General features: G+C 62.6%; 14 protein-coding genes. 9 read left to right on the forward strand and 5 right to left on the reverse strand.

Annotation, left to right across the window (positions count from 1 at the left end; all coding sequences use genetic code 11):
* Nucleotides 1–171: 171 nt before the first annotated feature.
* From HMPREF3165_RS02655 to HMPREF3165_RS13610, 3 genes are read right to left on the reverse strand one after another with little or no spacing between them, the layout of a single operon-like run.
* Complete coding sequence (locus HMPREF3165_RS02655) at nt 172–1530, reverse strand: FtsX-like permease family protein (RefSeq protein ID WP_070510674.1); 1359 nt, start codon at nt 1528–1530, stop codon at nt 172–174.
* On the reverse strand, nt 1527–2375 hold the full coding sequence (locus tag HMPREF3165_RS02660; protein ID WP_141744996.1) for an ABC transporter ATP-binding protein: 849 nt from the start codon (nt 2373–2375) through the stop codon (nt 1527–1529). The genes HMPREF3165_RS02655 and HMPREF3165_RS02660 overlap by 4 nt, the downstream gene beginning before the upstream one ends.
* A complete protein-coding gene (locus HMPREF3165_RS13610) occupies nt 2372–2707 on the reverse strand; it encodes a hypothetical protein (RefSeq protein WP_256274804.1) in 336 nt (111 codons plus the stop codon). Before HMPREF3165_RS13610 ends, HMPREF3165_RS02660 begins: the two co-directional genes overlap by 4 nt.
* A 434-nt stretch (nt 2708–3141) precedes the next feature.
* On the opposite strand from HMPREF3165_RS13610, the gene HMPREF3165_RS02670 reads away from it, so the two are divergent.
* The 4 genes from HMPREF3165_RS02670 (at nt 3142) to HMPREF3165_RS02685 (ending at nt 8739) form a co-directional block, all read left to right on the forward strand.
* Complete coding sequence (locus HMPREF3165_RS02670; RefSeq protein ID WP_256274805.1) at nt 3142–4377, forward strand: sensor histidine kinase; 1236 nt, start codon at nt 3142–3144, stop codon at nt 4375–4377.
* A gap of 14 nt (nt 4378–4391) precedes the next feature.
* Nucleotides 4392–5285, forward strand: coding sequence for a response regulator transcription factor (locus tag HMPREF3165_RS02675; RefSeq protein ID WP_070510683.1), 894 nt, complete (start codon nt 4392–4394; stop codon nt 5283–5285).
* Between the two features lie 672 nt (nt 5286–5957).
* Entirely contained in the window at nt 5958–6596 is a 639-nt protein-coding gene (gene upp / locus HMPREF3165_RS02680) for a uracil phosphoribosyltransferase (RefSeq protein ID WP_003788190.1), read from the forward strand.
* Between the two features lie 100 nt (nt 6597–6696).
* Nucleotides 6697–8739 (forward strand): variant leucine-rich repeat-containing protein, encoded by a 2043-nt coding sequence (locus tag HMPREF3165_RS02685; protein WP_070510685.1) that lies wholly within the window; start codon nt 6697–6699, stop codon nt 8737–8739.
* Nucleotides 8740–8870: 131 nt separating this feature from the next.
* On the opposite strand, the gene HMPREF3165_RS02690 is transcribed toward HMPREF3165_RS02685, so the two are convergent.
* The gene (locus HMPREF3165_RS02690; protein WP_070510687.1) at nt 8871–9689 is read right to left on the reverse strand and encodes an MT-A70 family methyltransferase; all 819 of its coding nucleotides are present in this window, start codon (nt 9687–9689) and stop codon (nt 8871–8873) included.
* A 673-nt stretch (nt 9690–10362) separates the two neighbouring features.
* Between HMPREF3165_RS02690 and HMPREF3165_RS02695 the strand changes: the two genes are divergently transcribed.
* From HMPREF3165_RS02695 to HMPREF3165_RS12640, 5 genes are read left to right on the forward strand one after another with little or no spacing between them, the layout of a single operon-like run.
* On the forward strand, nt 10363–11922 hold the full coding sequence (locus HMPREF3165_RS02695; protein WP_070510688.1) for a type I restriction-modification system subunit M: 1560 nt from the start codon (nt 10363–10365) through the stop codon (nt 11920–11922).
* The gene (locus HMPREF3165_RS12635; RefSeq protein ID WP_141744997.1) at nt 11919–13112 is read left to right on the forward strand and encodes a restriction endonuclease subunit S; all 1194 of its coding nucleotides are present in this window, start codon (nt 11919–11921) and stop codon (nt 13110–13112) included. The genes HMPREF3165_RS02695 and HMPREF3165_RS12635 overlap by 4 nt, the downstream gene beginning before the upstream one ends.
* Before the next feature lie 4 nt (nt 13113–13116).
* Nucleotides 13117–14013 (forward strand): GIY-YIG nuclease family protein, encoded by an 897-nt coding sequence (locus tag HMPREF3165_RS02700; protein ID WP_070510690.1) that lies wholly within the window; start codon nt 13117–13119, stop codon nt 14011–14013.
* Nucleotides 14014–14069: 56 nt separating this feature from the next.
* Nucleotides 14070–17126: a type I restriction endonuclease subunit R gene (locus HMPREF3165_RS02705; RefSeq protein ID WP_070510692.1), complete on the forward strand. Its 3057-nt coding sequence runs from the start codon at nt 14070–14072 to the stop codon at nt 17124–17126.
* 34 nt (nt 17127–17160) lie between these two features.
* Nucleotides 17161–18987 carry a DUF4209 domain-containing protein gene (locus tag HMPREF3165_RS12640; RefSeq protein ID WP_083303166.1) on the forward strand — a complete coding sequence of 609 codons (1827 nt, stop codon included), beginning with the start codon at nt 17161–17163 and terminating at the stop codon, nt 18985–18987.
* 182 nt (nt 18988–19169) lie between these two features.
* Here HMPREF3165_RS12640 and HMPREF3165_RS13165 read toward each other — a convergent pair whose 3' ends face one another.
* Complete coding sequence (locus HMPREF3165_RS13165; protein ID WP_256274809.1) at nt 19170–19307, reverse strand: helix-turn-helix domain-containing protein; 138 nt, start codon at nt 19305–19307, stop codon at nt 19170–19172.
* Nucleotides 19308–19537 lie beyond the last annotated feature (230 nt).

Here is a 19537-nt window from a genome sequence, read left to right on the forward strand (position 1 = left end):
GATGTCCAAATCGGATACAAAGAACTTTGCCGGAGTGAAACGGGCGAAACAAAACCGCATGATTCCGCGGTTCTGTTGCAGCCCTGAAGAACGCGAAGCGTCCTTTGTATCCGATTTGGACACAACACGGTCAGCACCGCCAGATCTCAGCGGGGACGCCGGTGGTGAAGGTCAGTCGCGGGCGCGCAGCACCTGCCCCAGGCTCTGCTCGCCCGCGAGTGCCCCGGCGCGAGCGGAGACGACAACGGCCAGACAGGTGGTCGCCAGGGTCGCCGCACACACGAGGCCCAGCGTCCCCCAGGGGAACCCCTGCAAGATGCTGGCCAGCGGCCTGTGCACTGCCTCCGCCACCAGAACGGCCGTGGACAGGGTGACAAGCAGACCAAGGACAGTCGCGGCGGCGGCATGGAGAACTCCCTCGAGAACCTCAATGGCCAGGACATCGCGCTCCATGGCCCCGGCGGCACACAGAAGCGCGGCGTCACGGCGACGTCGGCCCGCGCTCATAGCGATGACGGCCACGCCCCCGGTCCAGGACACAAGGAAGGGCAACCCGAACACGGAGGTGAAGCCCGTGACGGTGATCTCGGAGGAGGCCGATGCCGGGCCGAAGGCGATGGCAACCAGCCCGATCGTCACCACGAAGGGCAGGACGGTAGCCGCCGAGCGGCGCGACTCCAGGGCGCAGGTGCGTCCGGCGACGTGCCAGGCGACACCGGGATCCGGGATGAGAACAGCGAGCAAGCGCTCCAGGACCGGGCTGATCCAGCCGCACAGGATGCAGACGAACATCAACCCGCACAGGACGCCGCCGAAAAGGCTCGTGAAGACGTCCTGATTCTCCCCACTGCGGATGACGAGGAACTCGGCGACCCACCCAGCCGCGGCGGCAACAGCCCAGAGCAACCGCAGAAGCCCCTTGAGGACTCGTCCCGCGCTCCACCGCGCTCTCTGACCGCCCGACCCGCGCAGAAGCAGGGCCTCCGGGGTGCGAGAGGCCCGTTTGGCGGCAGCCCGACCACCTATGACGAGGGTGCCGGCGCTGATGATCGCGGTCCAGATGAGGTCGGCAGGTTTCCACTGAGGCACCGCGCCGGGCAGCGCGGCCCCGTCAGAGACGAGCCGGTGCATCATGAACCGGCTGATGGGCAGGCTCAACGGCACCGCGACGAGAGAGGCGAGCGTCCCAAGGGCGAAGAGCTGACCCTGGATAACCAGGCGAACCATGGAGGGGCTCATACCCAGGGCCTTCCACAGCCCGTGGTCGCGCTCACGCTGGGAGACCGCAAGGCTGCTGGTAGAAGACAGAACAGTCACGGCAGCAAAGACGACTCCAATGATGATAATGCCTGACACGGATTCGGCCCCATCAATCATCATGGGGTCTCCAGCAGCCTCCGCAGCGGCGAAGGCTCCATGGGCGACCCGGAACTGACCGGCGATGGCAGAGGCGGCCACGACGGCGACGACGGCGGTCCACGCCCAGGAGCCGGCGTGGCGGCGAAGGTCGGACAGGAGCAGGCGGATCATCGGGAACCTCCGGCACCGCGGGCGGACAGGACAGCGTCGGAGACGGCAGCAGGGTCACCCCCGGGGAGAGAGGCGATGAGGAGGCCGGCGTCCATGACAAGGACGTGCTGAGCCCGGGCGGCGGCTGCGGCATCGTGCGTCACCATGAGGACCGTGGCCGGCTTCGGGGCAGGAGCTGCGGGCACGACACCAGGCACAGCACTGGGGCCTCCGGCGAGCTCGGCGAGCCAGTCGAGAACGGTCGCGGCGGCGGCGACGTCGAGGGCGGCCGTGGGCTCATCCGCGAAGACGATGTCGGGGCGGGAGGCCAGAACGCGGGCGATGGCCACACGCTGACGCTCACCACCACTCATCTGATGAGGCAGGTGGCGGGCCTGCTCGCTCAAACCCACGCGCTCGAGGGCATCGTCGACGGCGCTGCGACTCAGGGGTCTGCGACGCAGGCGGCCGGGCAGGGCCACGTTGTCGCGCGCGGACAGGGAGGTGACGAGGTTGTCGTCCTGGAAGACGAAGCCGACGTGCCGAGCCCGGAAGCGGGCAGCGGGCCGGGGACGTAGCGAATTCGTCCGGGTACCGAGGAGCTGAACGGTGCCGTCGGTGGGGGCATCGAGCCCGGCGATGCACTGCAGGAGGGTGGACTTGCCACAGCCGGAGGCGCCGACCAGAGCGGTGAAGCTGCCGACGGGCAGGGAGAGGTCAACACCGTTGAGCGCGATGACATCGGCGTTGCGGCGGCCCTGGACGCGGAAGACTCGGGTGAGTCCGGCTACCTCGATGGCCGGCGGTACCTGCGGCTCCTGATGGTCGGTACTGACTGCGGCGGGATGGCACTGACGACGGATCATGACAGCCCCCAAACCCCTGCGACCACAAGGACGATCCAGATGAGGACGGATACCGCTCGGCTTCCCGCCAGGGCGCCCAGCCCCCATCGCGCGGCCGGACGCCTCAGCCAGGGCCCCCCGATAATCAGCAGCGCGAGCAGGACCGAGGGCAGCCAGGTCCGCACCTCGGCGTCGCTCATCCTGGCCAGCGGGTCGTGCATCCAGATCGTCACCACCCCAAGTACCTCGGTGCGAGCGAGCCCTTGGAAACAGGCCGGTACCGGCGAGAGAAGGCCTGCGACGTCGACGGCGCAGGGATAGGACAGGGGCGAACGAAACAGGTCAAGGCTCATGCTCACCAGTTCACTCATCACCGGTCGCCGGCGCACTGGTACCCGCTCCCGTCTTCAAGTCGGGCCGACTCCACCTCACCCCCGGTCGAGCGCGCACCACCTCGGGGGTGCCAGCACCACCCCGGGGGGCTCGCATGCGGCAGGTATTGGGGAGACAGCACGAGTGCACCCCCAGGGCCGGGCCCGTTAGCGTCGTCGGCATGACCTCGACATCATCACTCGGCCCCCTCCCCGATCTTCCTGCGACCGCACCCATAGGGGGCCCGGAGGACAGGACCATCCCCGTTCCATCGGCTGCCGGCACGTCCGCAACCGCCCCATCCGCGGCAGGCCCGCGCTCCGCCCCTTCCTCGCCGGAGCGCCGTCCGAGCCAGAGCCTCCGGTGGATCAGCATCATCGGCTGGGAGTTCCTGCACGCCGCACTGTGGATGCCAATGGCTGTTCTCCTCGTGCCCTCCATCCTGCTGTTCCACCTGACAGTCCCCCTGGGGGCGTCGCTGGAGCGCGCCGTTGCACGCAGGCTGGGAACCGACGCTCCGTCAGGCCACAAGGAGAACCAGCGCAGGAGCCCGTGGCTGCTGGCACGCATCGCTCACGTGGAGTTCTGGCGCCAGGACCTGCCCCTGTGCGTGGGAGGCATGGCGTTGAGCACGGCGTCATTCTTCCTGACCGCGCTCCTTGGAGCCCTGCTCACCGTCAGCGTGCTGGCGCCCTTCATGTCATCCTCTGAGGCCCCCATCAGGGTGGACCTCGGCGGCTCCGAGATAGCGGTATCCGGATTGCAGTCCGCCCCGCTGCTGCTACCGGTCGGTCTGATCGCCCTCAGCCTCCTCCTCGGCGCGCTCTGGGGACTGGGGAGACTACGGCTGCTGCTGGTCAAGGCGCTGTCAGGTGAACGCGAGACGCAGCGTCTCGAGCAGCTGACCGCCGAGGTCGGCCACCTCACGGCCAGCCGAGCCACCCTCATGGACGCCTTCGAGGCCGAACGCACTCGCATCGAGCGAGACCTGCACGACGGCACCCAGCAGGAGCTCGTCGCCCTCGCCATGAACCTGGGCAGTCTGCGCCTGGCCGCCGAGTCCCTGCCCGAGGACGACGCCGCCCCCACGTCCCGGACCGCGCTGCTGGAGGGGATCGATACCGCGCAGGACCGCGCGGAGTCCGCCCTGAAGGATCTGCGTGAAACGGTGCGCGGCATCCGACCGGCGGTCCTGTCCGAGCGCGGACTGGCACCGGCCCTGAAGGACCTAGCGGGACGGGCCCCGCTGCCGACCAGCGTCGTCGTCGAGGCGGAGAAGGCCGACCTGACCCTGATCTCGCAGCCGGTGGGGACAGTCGTCTACTTCGCGGTGGCCGAGGCACTGACGAACGCCTCCAAGCACGCCCGGGCCTCGCGCGCCACGGTCGCGCTGCGCTGCACGAGCGCCGGACTGAGCGCCGTCATCACCGATGACGGGCGTGGCGGGGCCGACCCGGAGCGAGAGAACGCCACCGGCCTGCGCGGTATGGCGCAGCGGGTGGAATCCATCGGCGGGCGGCTGGAGGTGAGTTCTCCCGAAGACGCCGGGACGCAGGTGACGATCACAGCACCGCTGACGCCTCCGTGGGGCACGGAGAACTCGCAGGACGGGCGGACGGACGAGCCGCAGGGCGACCATCCGGCCGGGTGAGGCAGGATGTGTCCATGAGGATCCTGCTCGCCGATGACGCCGCCCTCCTGCGCGAGGGATTGGCCGGACTGCTGACCACGGCCGGGCACGAGGTCGTGGCACAGGTGGCCGACGCCGACGCCCTGCGTACCGAGGTCGGTCGTCTGGCCGCCGCCGGGGAGCTGCCCGACGTCGTCGTCACCGATGTGCGTATGCCGCCGACCGGCAAGGATGACGGGCTGCGTGCGGCGATCGACCTGCGCCGGACCTACCCGGGGCTGCCGGTGGTGGTGCTGAGCGCCTATGTGGCCGGCCCCTACGTGCAGGATCTGCTCGAGGAGACCGAGTCGCCGACCTCCCCGGCCGGGCCGGGAGCTCCCAGTGCTAGCAGCGGGGGCGCTGTGGGCTACCTGCTCAAGGAGCGCGTGGGGCGGGTGGCCGACTTCCTGCACTCGCTCGACATCGTCGTGGGCGGCGGGGTGGTCATCGACCCGGAGGTGGTCTCCCACCTCATCAAGGCGGCCCGGGCCACCGGTTCCACGCAGGAGACCACACAGGTGGTGACCGGTTGCCGGACTGGTGAGGATGTGGGGGCGATGGTGGGCGCAGGATCGAGCGCGGCACCGACAGCGTCTGGTGCACGGGGGCCGGTGCCGGCTGCAGCAGCCTCATCGTCGACTCCCTCGGGTGGGATCGCGAGTGCGGCGCCGGGTGGAGCGGGCCTCGACCGGCTGACGCGACGCGAGCAGGAGGTGCTCGAACTCATGGCTCAGGGGCTGTCTAACGCGCAGATCGCCGAACGACTAGTGGTCTCCGACGGCGCTGTGGCCAAGCATGTGGCGAACATCTTCCGGGGGCTGGACCTGCAGCCCGGCGAGGAGAACCGGCGTGTGCGAGCTGTCCTGGCCTGGCTGCACGCCCGAGCCTGAACCGGGGCGCTCTCAGACCTGAGCTCAGCCGTACACCCCGGGCCTGCGCCTGGACACACCTCGGGCCTGAGCCCGGCCGTACACCCCGAGCCTGCGCCTGGCCGCCGACGGGGACATCCGGCGCGGCCGGGGACGTTTCCTTCCGGGCGGGAGCATCTCGCGCGTCGGGGGACCGGATTCCTGTCCCCGGCGGCGTCGGATGCCCCCGCCCGGTGCGGGGCTGCACCCGGCCGCGCGGAATGTCCCCGACCGCACAACACAGGATGGGGCCTGCTGGCGGACCCACCACCCGTGAGAGAGACGTTGGGTGTCTGGCCCAGGTTCGGCCGGGGTTGCGCATCGGGAAGCGGCCGCGCGCGGTGGCCGAAACGGCCCCTACGGCGGGCCCGATGTCCAAATCGGATACAAAGAACTTTGCTGGAGTGAAACGGGCGAAACGAAACCGCATGATTCCGCGGTTCTCATGCAAGCCTGAAGAACGCGAAGCGTCCTTTGTATCCGATTTGGACACAACACGTCCAGCACCGCGAGATCTCAGCGGGGACGCCGGCGGCAACTCCGACGCCAGCGACGCATCCAGCCCGTCGGAGCAACGTGACCCCACCGTGGGCGCGCACGAGACCAGCACGCGTTACGACGGTGCGAACCCGGCTGCGGCATTAGGCTGTCCCCATGCGCCTCCACGTTGCCGACCACCCCCTCATCGATCACAAGCTCTCCGTCCTGCGTGACGAGAGGACACCGTCGGCGGTCTTCCGCCAGCTGGTGGACGAGCTCGTCACCCTGCTCGCCTACGAGGCCACCCGCGAGGTGCGCACCGAGGAGGTGGAGATCCGCACTCCCGTGGCGCTGGCCCAGTGCCGCCGCCTGGCCGACCCGCGGCCGATCGTGGTGCCGATCCTGCGCGCGGGCCTGGGGATGCTGGAGGGCATGACCCGCCTGCTGCCCACGGCGGAGGTGGGCTTCCTGGGGATGAAGCGCGACGAGGACACCCTGGAGGTGGAGACCTACGCCAACCGCCTGCCCGATGACCTCTCGGGCCGCCAGTGCTTCGTCGTCGACCCCATGCTCGCCACCGGTCACACCCTCGTGGCCGCCATCGACTACCTGCTGGAGCGCGGGGCGCGCGACGTCACCGCGCTGTGCCTCATCGCCGCGCCCGAGGGGGTCAAGACGCTGGAGGACGCGGTCGGCGAGCGCGCGAACGTGACGGTGGTGACCGCCGGGGTCGACGAGCGCCTCAACGAGCATGCCTACATCGTGCCCGGTCTGGGCGACGCCGGGGACCGCCTCTACGGCATCGTCGACTGACCCGCTGCCCCGTCCGACCGCACTATTTCAACGGCGCGGTCGGAGGCTGACGTGCCCATTCTGTGACCTCGAGCCATAGATTTCGTTAGGCTCGGGAGACATGACGACGGGGCACTCACGTTCTGCTGGCGACTACGACGCGACAACGGCCCTCAGCAGGTTCGCCTCGCCGCGGGACCTCGAGCGGATCGCCGAAACCCGTCCCGACCTGCACTCGATCCTGGCGACCAATCCATCGATCCCACCTCGGGTCCGCGAGATACTGGAGCGGTCCGACGACGCTGTCGTACGGGAGATGCTGGCGCGCCAGGCTGGTCGTGGCGCGCAGCCGGCGCCACCGACGCCGTCTCCTGTCCCGGGCGACATCGGCCCGATGGCTCCGACGATGGCGGTGGGGACAGTTGCTGGGACGACGGGGGTGCCGCCCCAGCAGGCGGCGTCCACCAGCTCCGGGTACGTGCAGGTTCCTCAGGGATATGGCGGTCACCTGCCGGGGGCGCCCGGAGCAGCACCGCAGGGAGGGTCGCTTCATGGGTCCTCCGCTCAAGGGTATGGGGCCGTGGAGCCTCAGGGTCCGCAGAGCCCGCCCTCCCAGGTTGCTCAGGCGGCCCAGACCTCTGCGGCGTCGCAGCCCGTCGCGCCGCCGCCAGCCGGCCAGGGGTATTCGGCGTCCTCGATGCAGGCAGCGGCTCAGCCCTTGGACCAGCAGACCGCGATGCCGCCCGGGGTGCCGAGCCGGGTGCCGTCGGAATACGTACTGGGCCACGGCCAGGCTTATGACTCAGGGCAGGCATACGGTCCGGGACAGCCGGTCGCACTGGCCTACGGGACACCAATGTATGTGCCGCCGGTGCAGGCCCCGAAAAAGCGCCGCCTGCTCAAAGTGGTCGCCGTCGTTCTGCCGATCATTCTCGTTCTGGGCGCTGGAGGGGCGGCCGCCTGGTACTTCCTGGGGCGCAGCGAGGCCTACTTGGGTTCAACGTACGTGACTCCGTCGGGCGCCTGGGCGAACGGTGCGGACAAGGCCTGGAGCTTCGACGTCGACCCTCATGAGGATCCTTACGTATTCGGTGATTACCTGGTGATCGTCGACAAGGGGTCCGACACCTTGACCGCTTACAGCCCGCTGGGCGACAACATGAAGGAAGTGTGGAAAACCACTGTTGATGATGGAGACTTCAGTTCATCGTATGGCACGTCCTCCGTTCTCCTGAAATGGGGGGACAGTACGCTGGTTCACAAGTCCACCCTCATTGACCTGAAAACCGGAAAGACCTCAAAGGCACCCTGGGGTAGCAGCAACTCCGCATTAATCGTCGGCGATACCGCCATTTTCTGCAAGGAGAGCGACAAGTGTACCGCCTGGGGTGCGGACAAGAAACAGAAGTGGTCGCGCACGATCGCCGGGGCGGGAAGACCCTTTGACTCACTGACCACATACAGTACGACCTTTCTGGTCAGAGACAATCAGCGTTATCTGGCACTGTTGAACGCCATCATCGACATCGATAGCGGAGAGACCCGGTTCCTCGGCGGGGGCTCGAAGGCCGACTCAGACTTCATAACCTGGTACTTCCAGGACGGTTGGGGAACTCTGGAGGCAGAGGACAAATCTGATTCCGATTCGAGTTCGTCAGCCGACCAGGAGTACAAAGTGACAGTTTATGATTTCAAGGGGAAGAAACAGGGCAGCTATCGACAGACCCTGCCTTCAAAGGAGACTGTTGTCGAGGAAGATAAAAAGCTCCTCACAGCCGAGGAGCATCGCACCTACTTCAAGGACCAGGACTTCAGTGACGCCAGCCTGACTGCAAGATCAAACAGCGACGGCTGCGTCACTCGGATCAAGCCGAAGCAAGGCAGTTCCTTCAGTGTTCCGGAGGCGGACACAAACACCATATCCTCCGGATGCCCGTCTGTAGCGAAGAGTTCTCAAGATGGCAGCATCGTCAAGCTGATGATACTGGGCAAAGGGGACGTCAACCGGATCAGTGCGCTCATGAACGTTAAGACCGGGAAGGAAATTAAGTTCAGCGGAATCGACTTGGAGAATGACGATACGCTCATCATGGCCAAGCCCGACCTCGTCATCGGCTACAACAAGTTTGACGGCAAGGTCATCGGTTTCAAGCCAGCCTCCTAGGGCGGTGGCCGCAGCGGCACTGATGCGGCACTTCCAGTGACGTTCCGCATGGTCGGGCGCGGTCTACTCCAGCCTGGGACGCCTCACTCACAGGGCGCCCGGACTCCTGTCCCCGACGGCGTCGAACGCCCTCACTCTCGCAGCTCCACGCCGGCCCCGGCCAGGAGACTCCGTACCCAAGTAATGGAGTAGCCCGATTGAGTCGAGATCTGCTGAACTGACGCTCCCTTCGCGTACTCATCAGCCAGGATCCGGGCGACACGATCCGAGAGCCAGTCGCTCATCTGCTCGTTGAGCTCCAAGTCCGGCAGAGGATCGATATCGCCGCCGGCGTATCCCCGCTGAGCCTTCCCCTGCGGCGTGATCTCTTCATCCGATTCATTGCCCCACACGGACCAGCCCGGTCGCGCGTAGCGGGCGAACATCTCCAGGTACGGACCCGGCGAGCAGGACTCGATGAGGTCGTACTGTTCGTCGGGCTTGCGGCTGTGCTCGCGCTTGCGCGTCTCGATCATGTTGACCGTTGAGCGTCCCGGTGCCAGCGTTCTCATGGATCCTTTGACACCGAATAGGATCGGCTCGGTGACATTGCGGAAGTAGAAGCCGACGCCGCGGCCGTCCGGCCCGCCGTCCTTGCGCCGCTTGGCCCAGATGATATTCGAGACGTAGCGGAATCCCCACGCCTGCATGACCTCCAGGCCCTCCGGAAGTAGGGCGTTGGGAACCCACAGGTACAGGTGGGCATTCGCTGCGGTCACGTCACCGACCGGGAGCTCCTTGATCTCCTCGAGGGACATCGTCCCGTACCTGCCCAGACGGCGGTGCTCGGGAGCGACCTTGCCGGTTCGATTGGTGAACCGCCACGGAGGGTCGGCCAGAACGGTCTGAAATCCTCCTTCTACTGTAGGAAGTGGAGCGATTTCCGCGGAGGATCCCAGAGCCTTGGACACTCCTTAGATGTACCAGAAATAGATCTGGTTTGTCACTCGTGAGGATTCTACGTGGATGGACGCTGCGCTCATCCCACGTCTTCCAGCCAGGCTCCCGAGCGCCGCCCCACCGAGGACCGGCGGGACTGGTGCCGATTGCAAGCTTCCGCGGTGACCACGGACGACTGTGCCTCCGATGCCGGCGGGGACATTCCGCGTGGCCGGGTGCGGTCCACTCCAGCCGGGGACAGCCCACGCGTTCGGGGACAGGATTCCCGTCCCCGACGGCGTCGAATGTCCCCGCCCGCACAAAGATGTCCCCGGCAGCGCAGGATGTCCCCACCCGCGACAACATGTCACCGAACGTTCGGAGTGCGCCTACCCATGCCGTAGGCCCCGACCATGAGTGGGGCACTCACACAGACCGCCCGCTTCGCCGTACCTCCGGCGACCGGCACGCCGCCCTTCCCAACCATCACCACTAGTCGGCCATCGGCAGAAACAAGCGGCCCCGCACCTCAGGTGCGGGGCCTGCCGGAGTAGCCGCACCGGTCCAAGCCCGGTGCTCGTTGTCTGGAGACGAGTGTGGCCGTCACCCATCCGGTACCCCAAACCCAGAGCGTGGTCATTGGACGTCCTCGTTTGGTGGGATACTTCTGCCCGATCCCCCATCCTGACGACGAAGAGGCCGACTGTGAGTAGAGAGACTGAGCGCGCTGCGCTTCACCGTGCGATCTGGCGGGTTGCCAACGACCTGCGCGGGAGCGTAGACGGATGGGACTTCAAGGCCTACGTCCTGGGTTTTCTTTTCTACCGGTTCATCTCCGAGAACCTCACCGAGTACATCAACGCCGGCGAGCGCGAGGCCGGGGACCCGGACTTCGACTACCGCTTCCTGTCTCATGCCGACGCCGAGGGCGCCCGCGAGGGCATCATCGAGGAGAAGGGCTTCTTCATCGCCCCGGGCGACCTGTTCGACAACGTGCGCGAACGGGCACCGCGCGACGAGAACCTCAACGAGACGCTGTCACGCATCTTCAAGAGCATCGAGGCCTCGGCGACCGGCACGGGTTCGGAGTCGGATCTGCGGGGCCTGTTTGACGACGTGGACGTCAACTCCACGAAGCTGGGCCGCACAGTGGCCCAGCGCAACGACAAGCTCACGCGACTCATTCAGGCGATCGGGGACCTGGACCTGCCCTACGGGGAGTCCTCGATCGACACCTTCGGCGACGCCTACGAGTACCTCATGACGATGTACGCCTCGAACGCGGGCAAGTCGGGCGGCGAGTTCTTCACCCCGCAAGAGGTCAGCGAGGTGCTGGCCCGCATCACGGTCATGGGCAAGGACAGCGTCAACCGCGTCTACGACCCGGCCTGCGGCTCGGGCTCGCTACTGCTGAAGTTCGCGAAGGTACTCGGTAAGGAGAACGTGCGCGGCGGGTTCTTCGGCCAGGAGATCAACCTAACCACCTACAACCTGTGCCGAATCAACATGTTCCTGCACGACATCAACTTCGCCGACTTCAGCATCGCCCATGGGGACACGCTCACAGACCCGGCGCACTGGGATGACGAGCCCTTCGAGGCAATCGTCTCCAACCCGCCGTACTCAACGAAGTGGATCGGCAAGGACGATCCGGCTCTCATCAACGACCCGCGCTTCTCCCCGGCGGGCGTGCTGGCCCCAAAGTCGAAGGCGGACCTGGCCTTTACCATGCACATGCTGTCCTGGTTGGCGGTGGATGGGACGGCGGCGATCGTCGAGTTCCCGGGGGTGCTCTACCGCGGCGCCGCGGAGGCTAAGATCCGCCAGTACCTGGTGGAGAACAACTATGTCGACGCCGTCATCCAGCTTCCGCCGGATCTATTCTTCGGGACGACGATCGGCACGTGCATCATCGTGCTCAAGAAGTCGAAGCAGGACAACAGTGTCCTGTTCGTGGATGCCTCACAGCAGTTCGTGCGGGAGGGCAACAAGAATAAGCTCTCGGAAGAGAACCAGGAGACGATCCTGGAGGCGCTCGCCAAGCGGACCGACGTCGATCACGTGGCCGCGCTGGTAGGCGCGGAGGCGATCAGGGAGAACGGGTTCAACCTGGCGGTGTCCTCCTACGTGGAGGCGGAGGACACTCGCGAGGAGGTCGACATCGTGGAGCTCAATGCCCGGATCAGGGAGATCGTGGAGCGGCAGGCAGTGCTGCGGGCGAGTATTGATGAGATCGTCACCGACCTTGAAGGTGGTGCCCGGTGAGCCGCATCGACGACCTCATCCGCGACCTCTGCCCCGACGGCGTGGAATACAAGCCGCTTGGCGAAGTTGGCGAGTTTATACGAGGCAACGGAATCAAGAAAAGTGATTTCACCAAACAAGGTTATCCTTGTATTCATTACGGGCAGATCCACACTCATTACGGGATCAGCACAGCCGAAACCATCTCGCACATAGCCCCAGAACAGGCTATCCGACTTCGAAAAGCACAACCTGGAGACCTCGTTATCGCCACAACAAGCGAAGACGACGACGCTGTCGGAAAGGCAACAGCTTGGCTCGGCACCACACCGGTTGCAGTGGGCGGCGACTCCTACATCTTTAGGCACTCAATGGAGCCAAAGTATCTATCCTATTTTTTCTCATCTACCACATTCTCGCGACAAAAACAGACTCATATAACAGGATCTAAAGTTCGGCGCATCACCGCATCCTCCTTATCGAAAATCATCATTCCCGCACCCCCAATTGAAATACAACATGAAATTACTCGAACATTAGATCAGTTCATCCAACTGAAGGCGGAACTAGAGGCCGAAATGGGAGTCCGCAAACAACAGTATAGCCACTACCTCAACCACTTCTTCGCCTCGAATACAAATACATGCATGAGGACACTCAGAGACGTAGGTCCAGTTCGAATGTGCAAGCGCATTATGAAAAACCAAACTTCTCAGCAAGGAGACGTCCCCTTTTACAAGATTAGGACATTTGGTGGCACCGCAGACGTCTATATTTCGCGCAAACTTTACAACGAATACAAGAAGCAGTACCATTTTCCGCAACCTGGAAGCATTCTTATTTCCGCCGCCGGAACAATAGGGAGAGCTGTTCCCTACGACGGAAAAGACGCCTACTTCCAGGACTCCAACATCGTTTGGATCGAGAACGATGAAGCACTCGTCCTGAATAGCTATCTGTTCTATTTTTACAAGGTTGCTAACTGGAAGACCGACGACGGAACAATTAAGCGACTCTACAATGATCGACTTCTAAACACCGTCATTCCCGTTCCACCTCTTTCGGAACAGCATCGGATAGTAAACTGTCTCGACAAATTTGACACCCTCCTCAATGACCTCACTTTAGGCCTCCCCGCTGAGATCGAGGCTCGCCGTAAGCAGTACGAGTACTACCGTGACCGTCTCCTCAGCTTCCCTGAGAAGAAGTGACCTCATGAGCGGAAAACACATCGAGCTCTTCCTCGTTGATGGGGAACCCGGCGGCATCACGACCGCTAACATTTCGGGCTGGACCGGCCACATCCTCAGTGGCCCCCGCACAGCCCTTAGTCGCCTCCTATTCCGGGACGAGGCTCACCGCAACGGCGTCTACCTTCTCCTTGGTGACGACCCTGGTGCGATCGAGAGCGTTTCCTGCTATATCGGGAAAACTGAGGACTTCTCCGCTCGATTCCGTCAGCACGACCGTCAAAAGGACTGGTGGAACCGAGCCATCCTCGTCAGCAGCCTTGACGACTCCTTCAACGAAGGTCACTGGGGATACCTCGAGTCCCGTCTCCTCGAAATCGCCGCAACCACCAAACGCTGCACCCTGCGAGATAACGTTCAAACCCCACAACCCCGGAAACTTTCAGAGGCCCAGCAGTCAGATGCCAAGGCGTTCCTCGAGCAGATTCGTGGCGTCCTCCCGGTCCTCGGAGTCAACATTCTTCGTACCACTCACAGGCCTCCCGAACGGCAAACACCTCCACCAGATATCGACTCCCCGATTTTCACACTCGCTGCTCCTAAGCGCGGAGTTAAAGCTCGGGCTCGCGTTGTCGGGTACGAGTTCATCATGCTGGAAGGCTCCCGCGTCGTTGGAGAATGGAGCAATGAGGGCAGTAAGCCAAGTACCCGCAACTCCTACAGAAACTACCGGGATCGGCATGCCAAACTCGTCGATGACGGAAGTATCGCTGTCGAGGGAACGATCGGCACTCTCACACGGGACGTCCCCTTCCCCTCACCATCCGCCGCCGGTTCTGTCGCCGTCGGCTACTCCTGCAACGGCCGTATCGCCTGGACCTGGGAGGGCGGCACCTACAAGGACTGGGAGAACGGGACCTGACCGCTGGTTCCACCACCCCAGAAGATTCTCTCCAACCCTGACGAAAGTGTCCTCCCATGACCATTCGCGAAGCCTCCGCCGTCGGAGTCGAACCGGTTGTTCTCACCAGCGAGAGCACCGTCGTCGGCCTCTATGAACCCGAGGAGACCGACCGCGCCGGCTACCAGTCGGAGGCCGAGCTGGAGGCGGCTTTCATCCGCCAGCTGCAGGCTCAGGCCTACGAGTACGTCTCCTTCGCCAGCGAGGATGAACTCGTCGCCAACCTGCGCACCCAGCTCGAAGCCCTCAACGACTACACCTTCACCGATGAGGAGTGGGAGCGCTTCTTCGCCCAGTCGATCCGCACCCGCTCAGGCGGCGGGGACGAGATCGCGGAGAAGACCCGCCGCATCCAGGAGGACCACGTCCAGACCCTCATCCGGGACAACGGCCAGTCCAAGAACGTCCGGCTCATCGACAAGCAGCACATCCACAACAACCGTCTGCAGGTCACCAACCAGTACGTCGTCGAGACAGGCGCCCACCACACCCGCTACGACGTCACCGTCCTCGTCAACGGTCTGCCACTGGTGCATATCGAGCTCAAGCGCCGCGGCGTGCCCATCCGCGAGGCCTTCAACCAGATCAACCGCTACCAGCGCGACTCCTTCTGGGCGGGCGCCGGCCTGTTCGGCTACGTCCAGATCTTCGTCATTTCCAACGGCACCCAGACCAAGTACTACTCGAACACCACCCGCTTCGACCACGTCACCGAGTCCACGCGGGGCAAGCGCGAGTCCAAGGCCGCCAACTCCGACTCCTTCGAGTTCACCTCCTGGTGGTCCGACGCCGCCAACAAGCCGATCACGGACCTGGTCGACTTCACCCGGACCTTCTTCGCCAAGCACACGCTGCTGGCCCTGCTGACCCGCTACTGCGTCTTCACCACCGCGCAGAAGCTGTTGGTCATGCGGCCCTACCAGATCGCCGCAACTGAGGCGATCCTCCAGCGGATCCTCACGGCGTCGGCCAACAAGCAGACCGGCACCGTGGCGGGCGGCGGCTACATCTGGCACACCACCGGCTCGGGCAAGACCCTCACCTCCTTCAAGACCGCCAAGCTGGCGGCCGGGATGGAGGGGATCGACAAGGTCATCTTCGTCGTCGACCGCAAGGACCTGGACCACCAGACCATCAAGGAGTACAACCGCTTCGCCGAGGGGACGGTCTCCGCGAACCAGTCCACCAACCAGCTGAGCAGGCAGATCAACGACCCGGATACGAGCATCATCGTCACCACGATCCAGAAGCTCTCCAACTTCGTGGGGCGTAATCGTAAGCACGCCATCTACACCGGGCACGTGGTCCTCATCTTCGACGAGTGTCACCGCAGCCAGTTCGGGGACATGCACACGGCCATCACCAAGGCCTTCCGCAACTACCACCTCTTCGGGTTCACGGGAACGCCGATCTTCGCGGCGAACTCCGGCTCCAGCGGGAACGTCCAGCTGCGCACCACCGCGCAGGCCTTCGGCGACCAGCTGCACACGTACACGATCGTGGACGCGATCCGGGACAAGAACGTGCTGCCGTTCCGCATCGACTACATCGACACGATCAAGATGCCCGACGTCGTGCGCGACGCCGAGATCAGTGGCATCGACACCGAGCGGGCGCTGCTGGCGCCCGAGCGGCTGGTCCAGGTGGTGGGCTACATCCGTGAGCACTTCGACCAGAAGACGCGGCGCAACTCCTCCTACACGCTGGGGCAGAAGCGGGTACTGGGCTTCAACTCGCTGTTCGCGACGGCGTCGATCCGGGCAGCGCGTGCCTACTACATGGAGTTCAAGCGGCAGCAGGAGGGGCTGGCCTCGGACCGGCGCTTGAGCGTCGGCATCGTCTACTCCTACGCGCCCAACGCCGATGCGCCCGGTGAGACGCTGGCCGATGAGGCCGTGGACCCCTCGCAGCTGACCGCCGACGACCGAGCCTTCCTCGATGAGGCGATCCGCGACTACAACGCTCAGTTCGGCACCGCCTACGACACGAGCGCCCAGGGCTTCGAGGGCTACTACGAGGACATCTCCCGGCGGCTGGCGGAGCGGACCATCGACCTGGTCATCGTGGTCAACATGTTCCTCACCGGGTTCGACTCCAAGACCCTCAACACCCTGTGGGTGGACAAGTCACTGCGCACGCACGGGCTCATCCAGGCGTTCTCGCGCACGAACCGGATCCTCAACTCGGTCAAGACCTACGGCAACGTGGTCTGCTTCCGGGACCTGCAGGAGGACACCGATGAGGCCATCGCCCTGTTCGGCAACAAGGCCGCCGGCGGGCTGGTGCTCCTCAAGCCGTACAAGGAGTACCTGGAGGACTACCTGGAGAAGATTGGCGAACTGCGGGCCAGGTTCGAGCCGGGGCAGATGATCGCCTCGGAGGCCGAGCAGAAGGAGTTCATCCGGCAGTTCGGGAAGATTCTGCGGCTGCGCAACATCTTGGCGAGTTTTGACGACTTCGGAGACGACGACGTCATCGGCGAAGCTGAGTTCCAGGACTACCGCAGCGTGTACGTGGATCTCTACGCCGAGATGCGGCGGGGGGCCGACGTGGAGAAGGAGGTCGTCAACGACGACCTCGTCTTCGAGATCGAGCTGGTCAAGCAGGTGGAGGTGGGAGTCGACTATGTCCTCATGCTGGTGGAGAAGCACCGCGAGGAGGCGGGCGACGGGGAGGACAAGGAGATCCCAGTGGAGATCCGCCGGGCTGTGATGTCCAGTCCCAGCCTGCACAACAAGAGGGACCTCATTGAGGAGTTCGTGCACGCGGTATCCGCCTTCGGGGACGTGGACGAGCAGTGGCGGGCATTCATCGAGCAGCGGCGCAGCGAAGAGCTGGCAGCGATCATCCGCGACGAAAAGCTGCGCGAAGGGCCAGCGAAGGCGCTGGTGGAGGCAGCCATGCGGAACGGGTACGTGCCCACTGAGGGGACCGCGATCACAAGGATCCTGCCGCCCACCCCCAGATTCCGCCGCGCGGCTGACGACAGCCACGATGAGAAGAAGCGCCGTGTCCAAGCCGCCCTAGCCGCCTACGTCGAGAGGTTCCGGGGGCTCAGCGGCAAACCTCTGTGAGAGCGCTGACAGCAGTCGAAGCATTCAAGGAATCATGATGGAACTAAATTCAGAATGGTGGGAAACCCCAATCAACAATTCCTCTTCAAACAGCCTGGAAGAGCTTAGCGAACAGTTTGAGAGACGACTTAAATCTGGTGACTGCACACCGTTAGAGAAAAAGGTAATTGAAGTAATCATCGAAGTATGCAACGTTGACTTCAAGCCAGATGACTGGGAAAACCCATTCCCACCATCAATCATTTTAAGCGAGAGAAGGTCGTGGACACCTACCGACCTCACTCCAGAGCAAAAAGAAATCATTTTCAAAATTGCACCTCTTATACCAAACGCAGAACTCAAGGCTCGCATAAATGATATCGCCTGGACATACTGCGAACGCTCCAACACAACTTTCCGAGAAACAGCAATTGAAACCTACCTTTCGATGCCGACCGACGAGGAATCATGGCTCCTCAAAACTCAGTATGCTTGGCAACGAGTAATTGAGATAGCACGTCGCTCCGGAGATTCGGGACACCATCACATCCACCAAGTAAGCGATAATTTACTTAGTCTCATTGACGCCGTCGACTCCTCTCTTTCGGGCACCCACCTCCTTTCTGTGGCGATTTTCCTTAGATTAAATAATCTATGTCGGAAAGATAAAAAAGAAGTTGTCGCTCTAGCTTTAGAAGATCAGGCGACAGAAGCCCTCAAGAACAACAATCATTTAACCGCACTGGATTGCCTATCCGAGGCTAGTCGATGGTACGTAAGCTTCGATGGCAACAAGCAATGTGACATGCTCGTAAAATGTGCAGACATTCACGAAAGTTTAGCAACATTAAAGCCCGAATCAAGCGAATCTGCGATCGTGGTCACTGTTAATTGTCTGGAGAATTCTCTCGCCACTCTACGCAAACTTCCGAAAAAATACAGAATTACCAACGGTATCGACACACGAATAATTGAATTAGTCCATAAGGTCAACGATTCTAGAGAGATCCTAATCGAATCGATGGCGCATATTGCTGAAAGAGAGATCAATCTCCAGGATTGCATATCGAAGGTACAAAGATACGTTTCAGGCATCTCCGATCCTCTGGAAGCCATACTTAAATTCGTCAGTCTTGGCTGGTATGTCGAACCACATAAAGTAGTATCCGATGCACAATCTCGAGTAAATTCGAACATTATTTCTTGGGCTCACCATACCACCTATGACCCTTCCACTGGACAAAAAATATTTGATTCACTAAATGCTGCCGCCCCACCAGACTTCGAAGGTTCCCCCGAAGTTTGGTCGGAGGTATGCAGAATATACAAAGCCCAAATCGAGGTTTTCGCAAAAGGCGCAATACTCCCTGCTCAGGATATAATCAATACCGAGCATCGATTTTCTTTGACACATTTCATCCGACTATGTTACGATTCTCGTTTCGTTCCTAGTGGACGCGAACACCTCTGGGCCTTGGGATTAAATGAAGGAATGAAAGGGAACTATGGCGTAGCCGTCTCTGTTTTGGCGCCGCAATTTGAACACTTTGTTCGAGACGTCTTGCGCAGCCTCGGCGTACAAACCAGGATTATTCAGGATGACGGGACCGAAGATGAAAAAAGCTTGAATGCTCTGATAGCCGAACCTGCATTGGTTGAGAAATTTGGCGACAGTATCGTTTTCGAGATGAGATTACTTCTGTGCGATTCCCAAGGGGTTAACCTACGAAACCGCGTGGCGCACGGATTGATTGACGACTCTGTAAACTGGTCGCTGCAAGCCGTCTACTTCTGGTGGTTTACTTTGCGTCTTACTCTAATTCCTTTACTGTTGACAACATTACCCAACCAGGAGGGAGACCTGAATGATCGACTATGTTAACCCCTGGATCGACAGATATTCTTGTTGAGTGATTTAACACTACCCACGTCTCCTGAATCGCGACGGACCCAGCACGCGCACAGCGATACCGCATTCCTTTCCCAAACGGCATTGATTACTCCCCGACCGGGTATGGGATCCTGTCGCAAAAGTCGGTGCAAACGCAGATTGTGTTTTGTGCCTCAATCGCCACTCTTGTACCAAGCAACGACGATCTGGAAGCGGTCGTGCAGGTGGAGTTTGGTCAGAATGCGGCTGACGTTGCAACGCACGGAGGCGTGCTGCTGCACGAGCCACTCTGCGATCTCCTCGTTCAACATCTCCCCCGTGCCGGGCACTACTGAACAATCATAGCCATCGACACAAGAAGCGAACCCTGAAAGTCAGTCCTGGGAGCGGAGGTCCTCGAGGACTTGGTGCGCCTCAGCAGAGTCTTCGTCATAGGCGCCCATCGCCTGGGCATCGGCCACTATGTCTCACAGGGTTTCCTCCACCCGACGCCGGCGGGGACATTCCGCGCGGCCGGGTGCGGGCCGCTCCAGACGGGGAC

It is taken from the genome of Actinomyces sp. HMSC08A09, from assembly GCF_001807465.1.
In the GTDB taxonomy this organism is placed as follows: Bacteria; Actinomycetota; Actinomycetes; order Actinomycetales; family Actinomycetaceae; genus Actinomyces; species Actinomyces oris.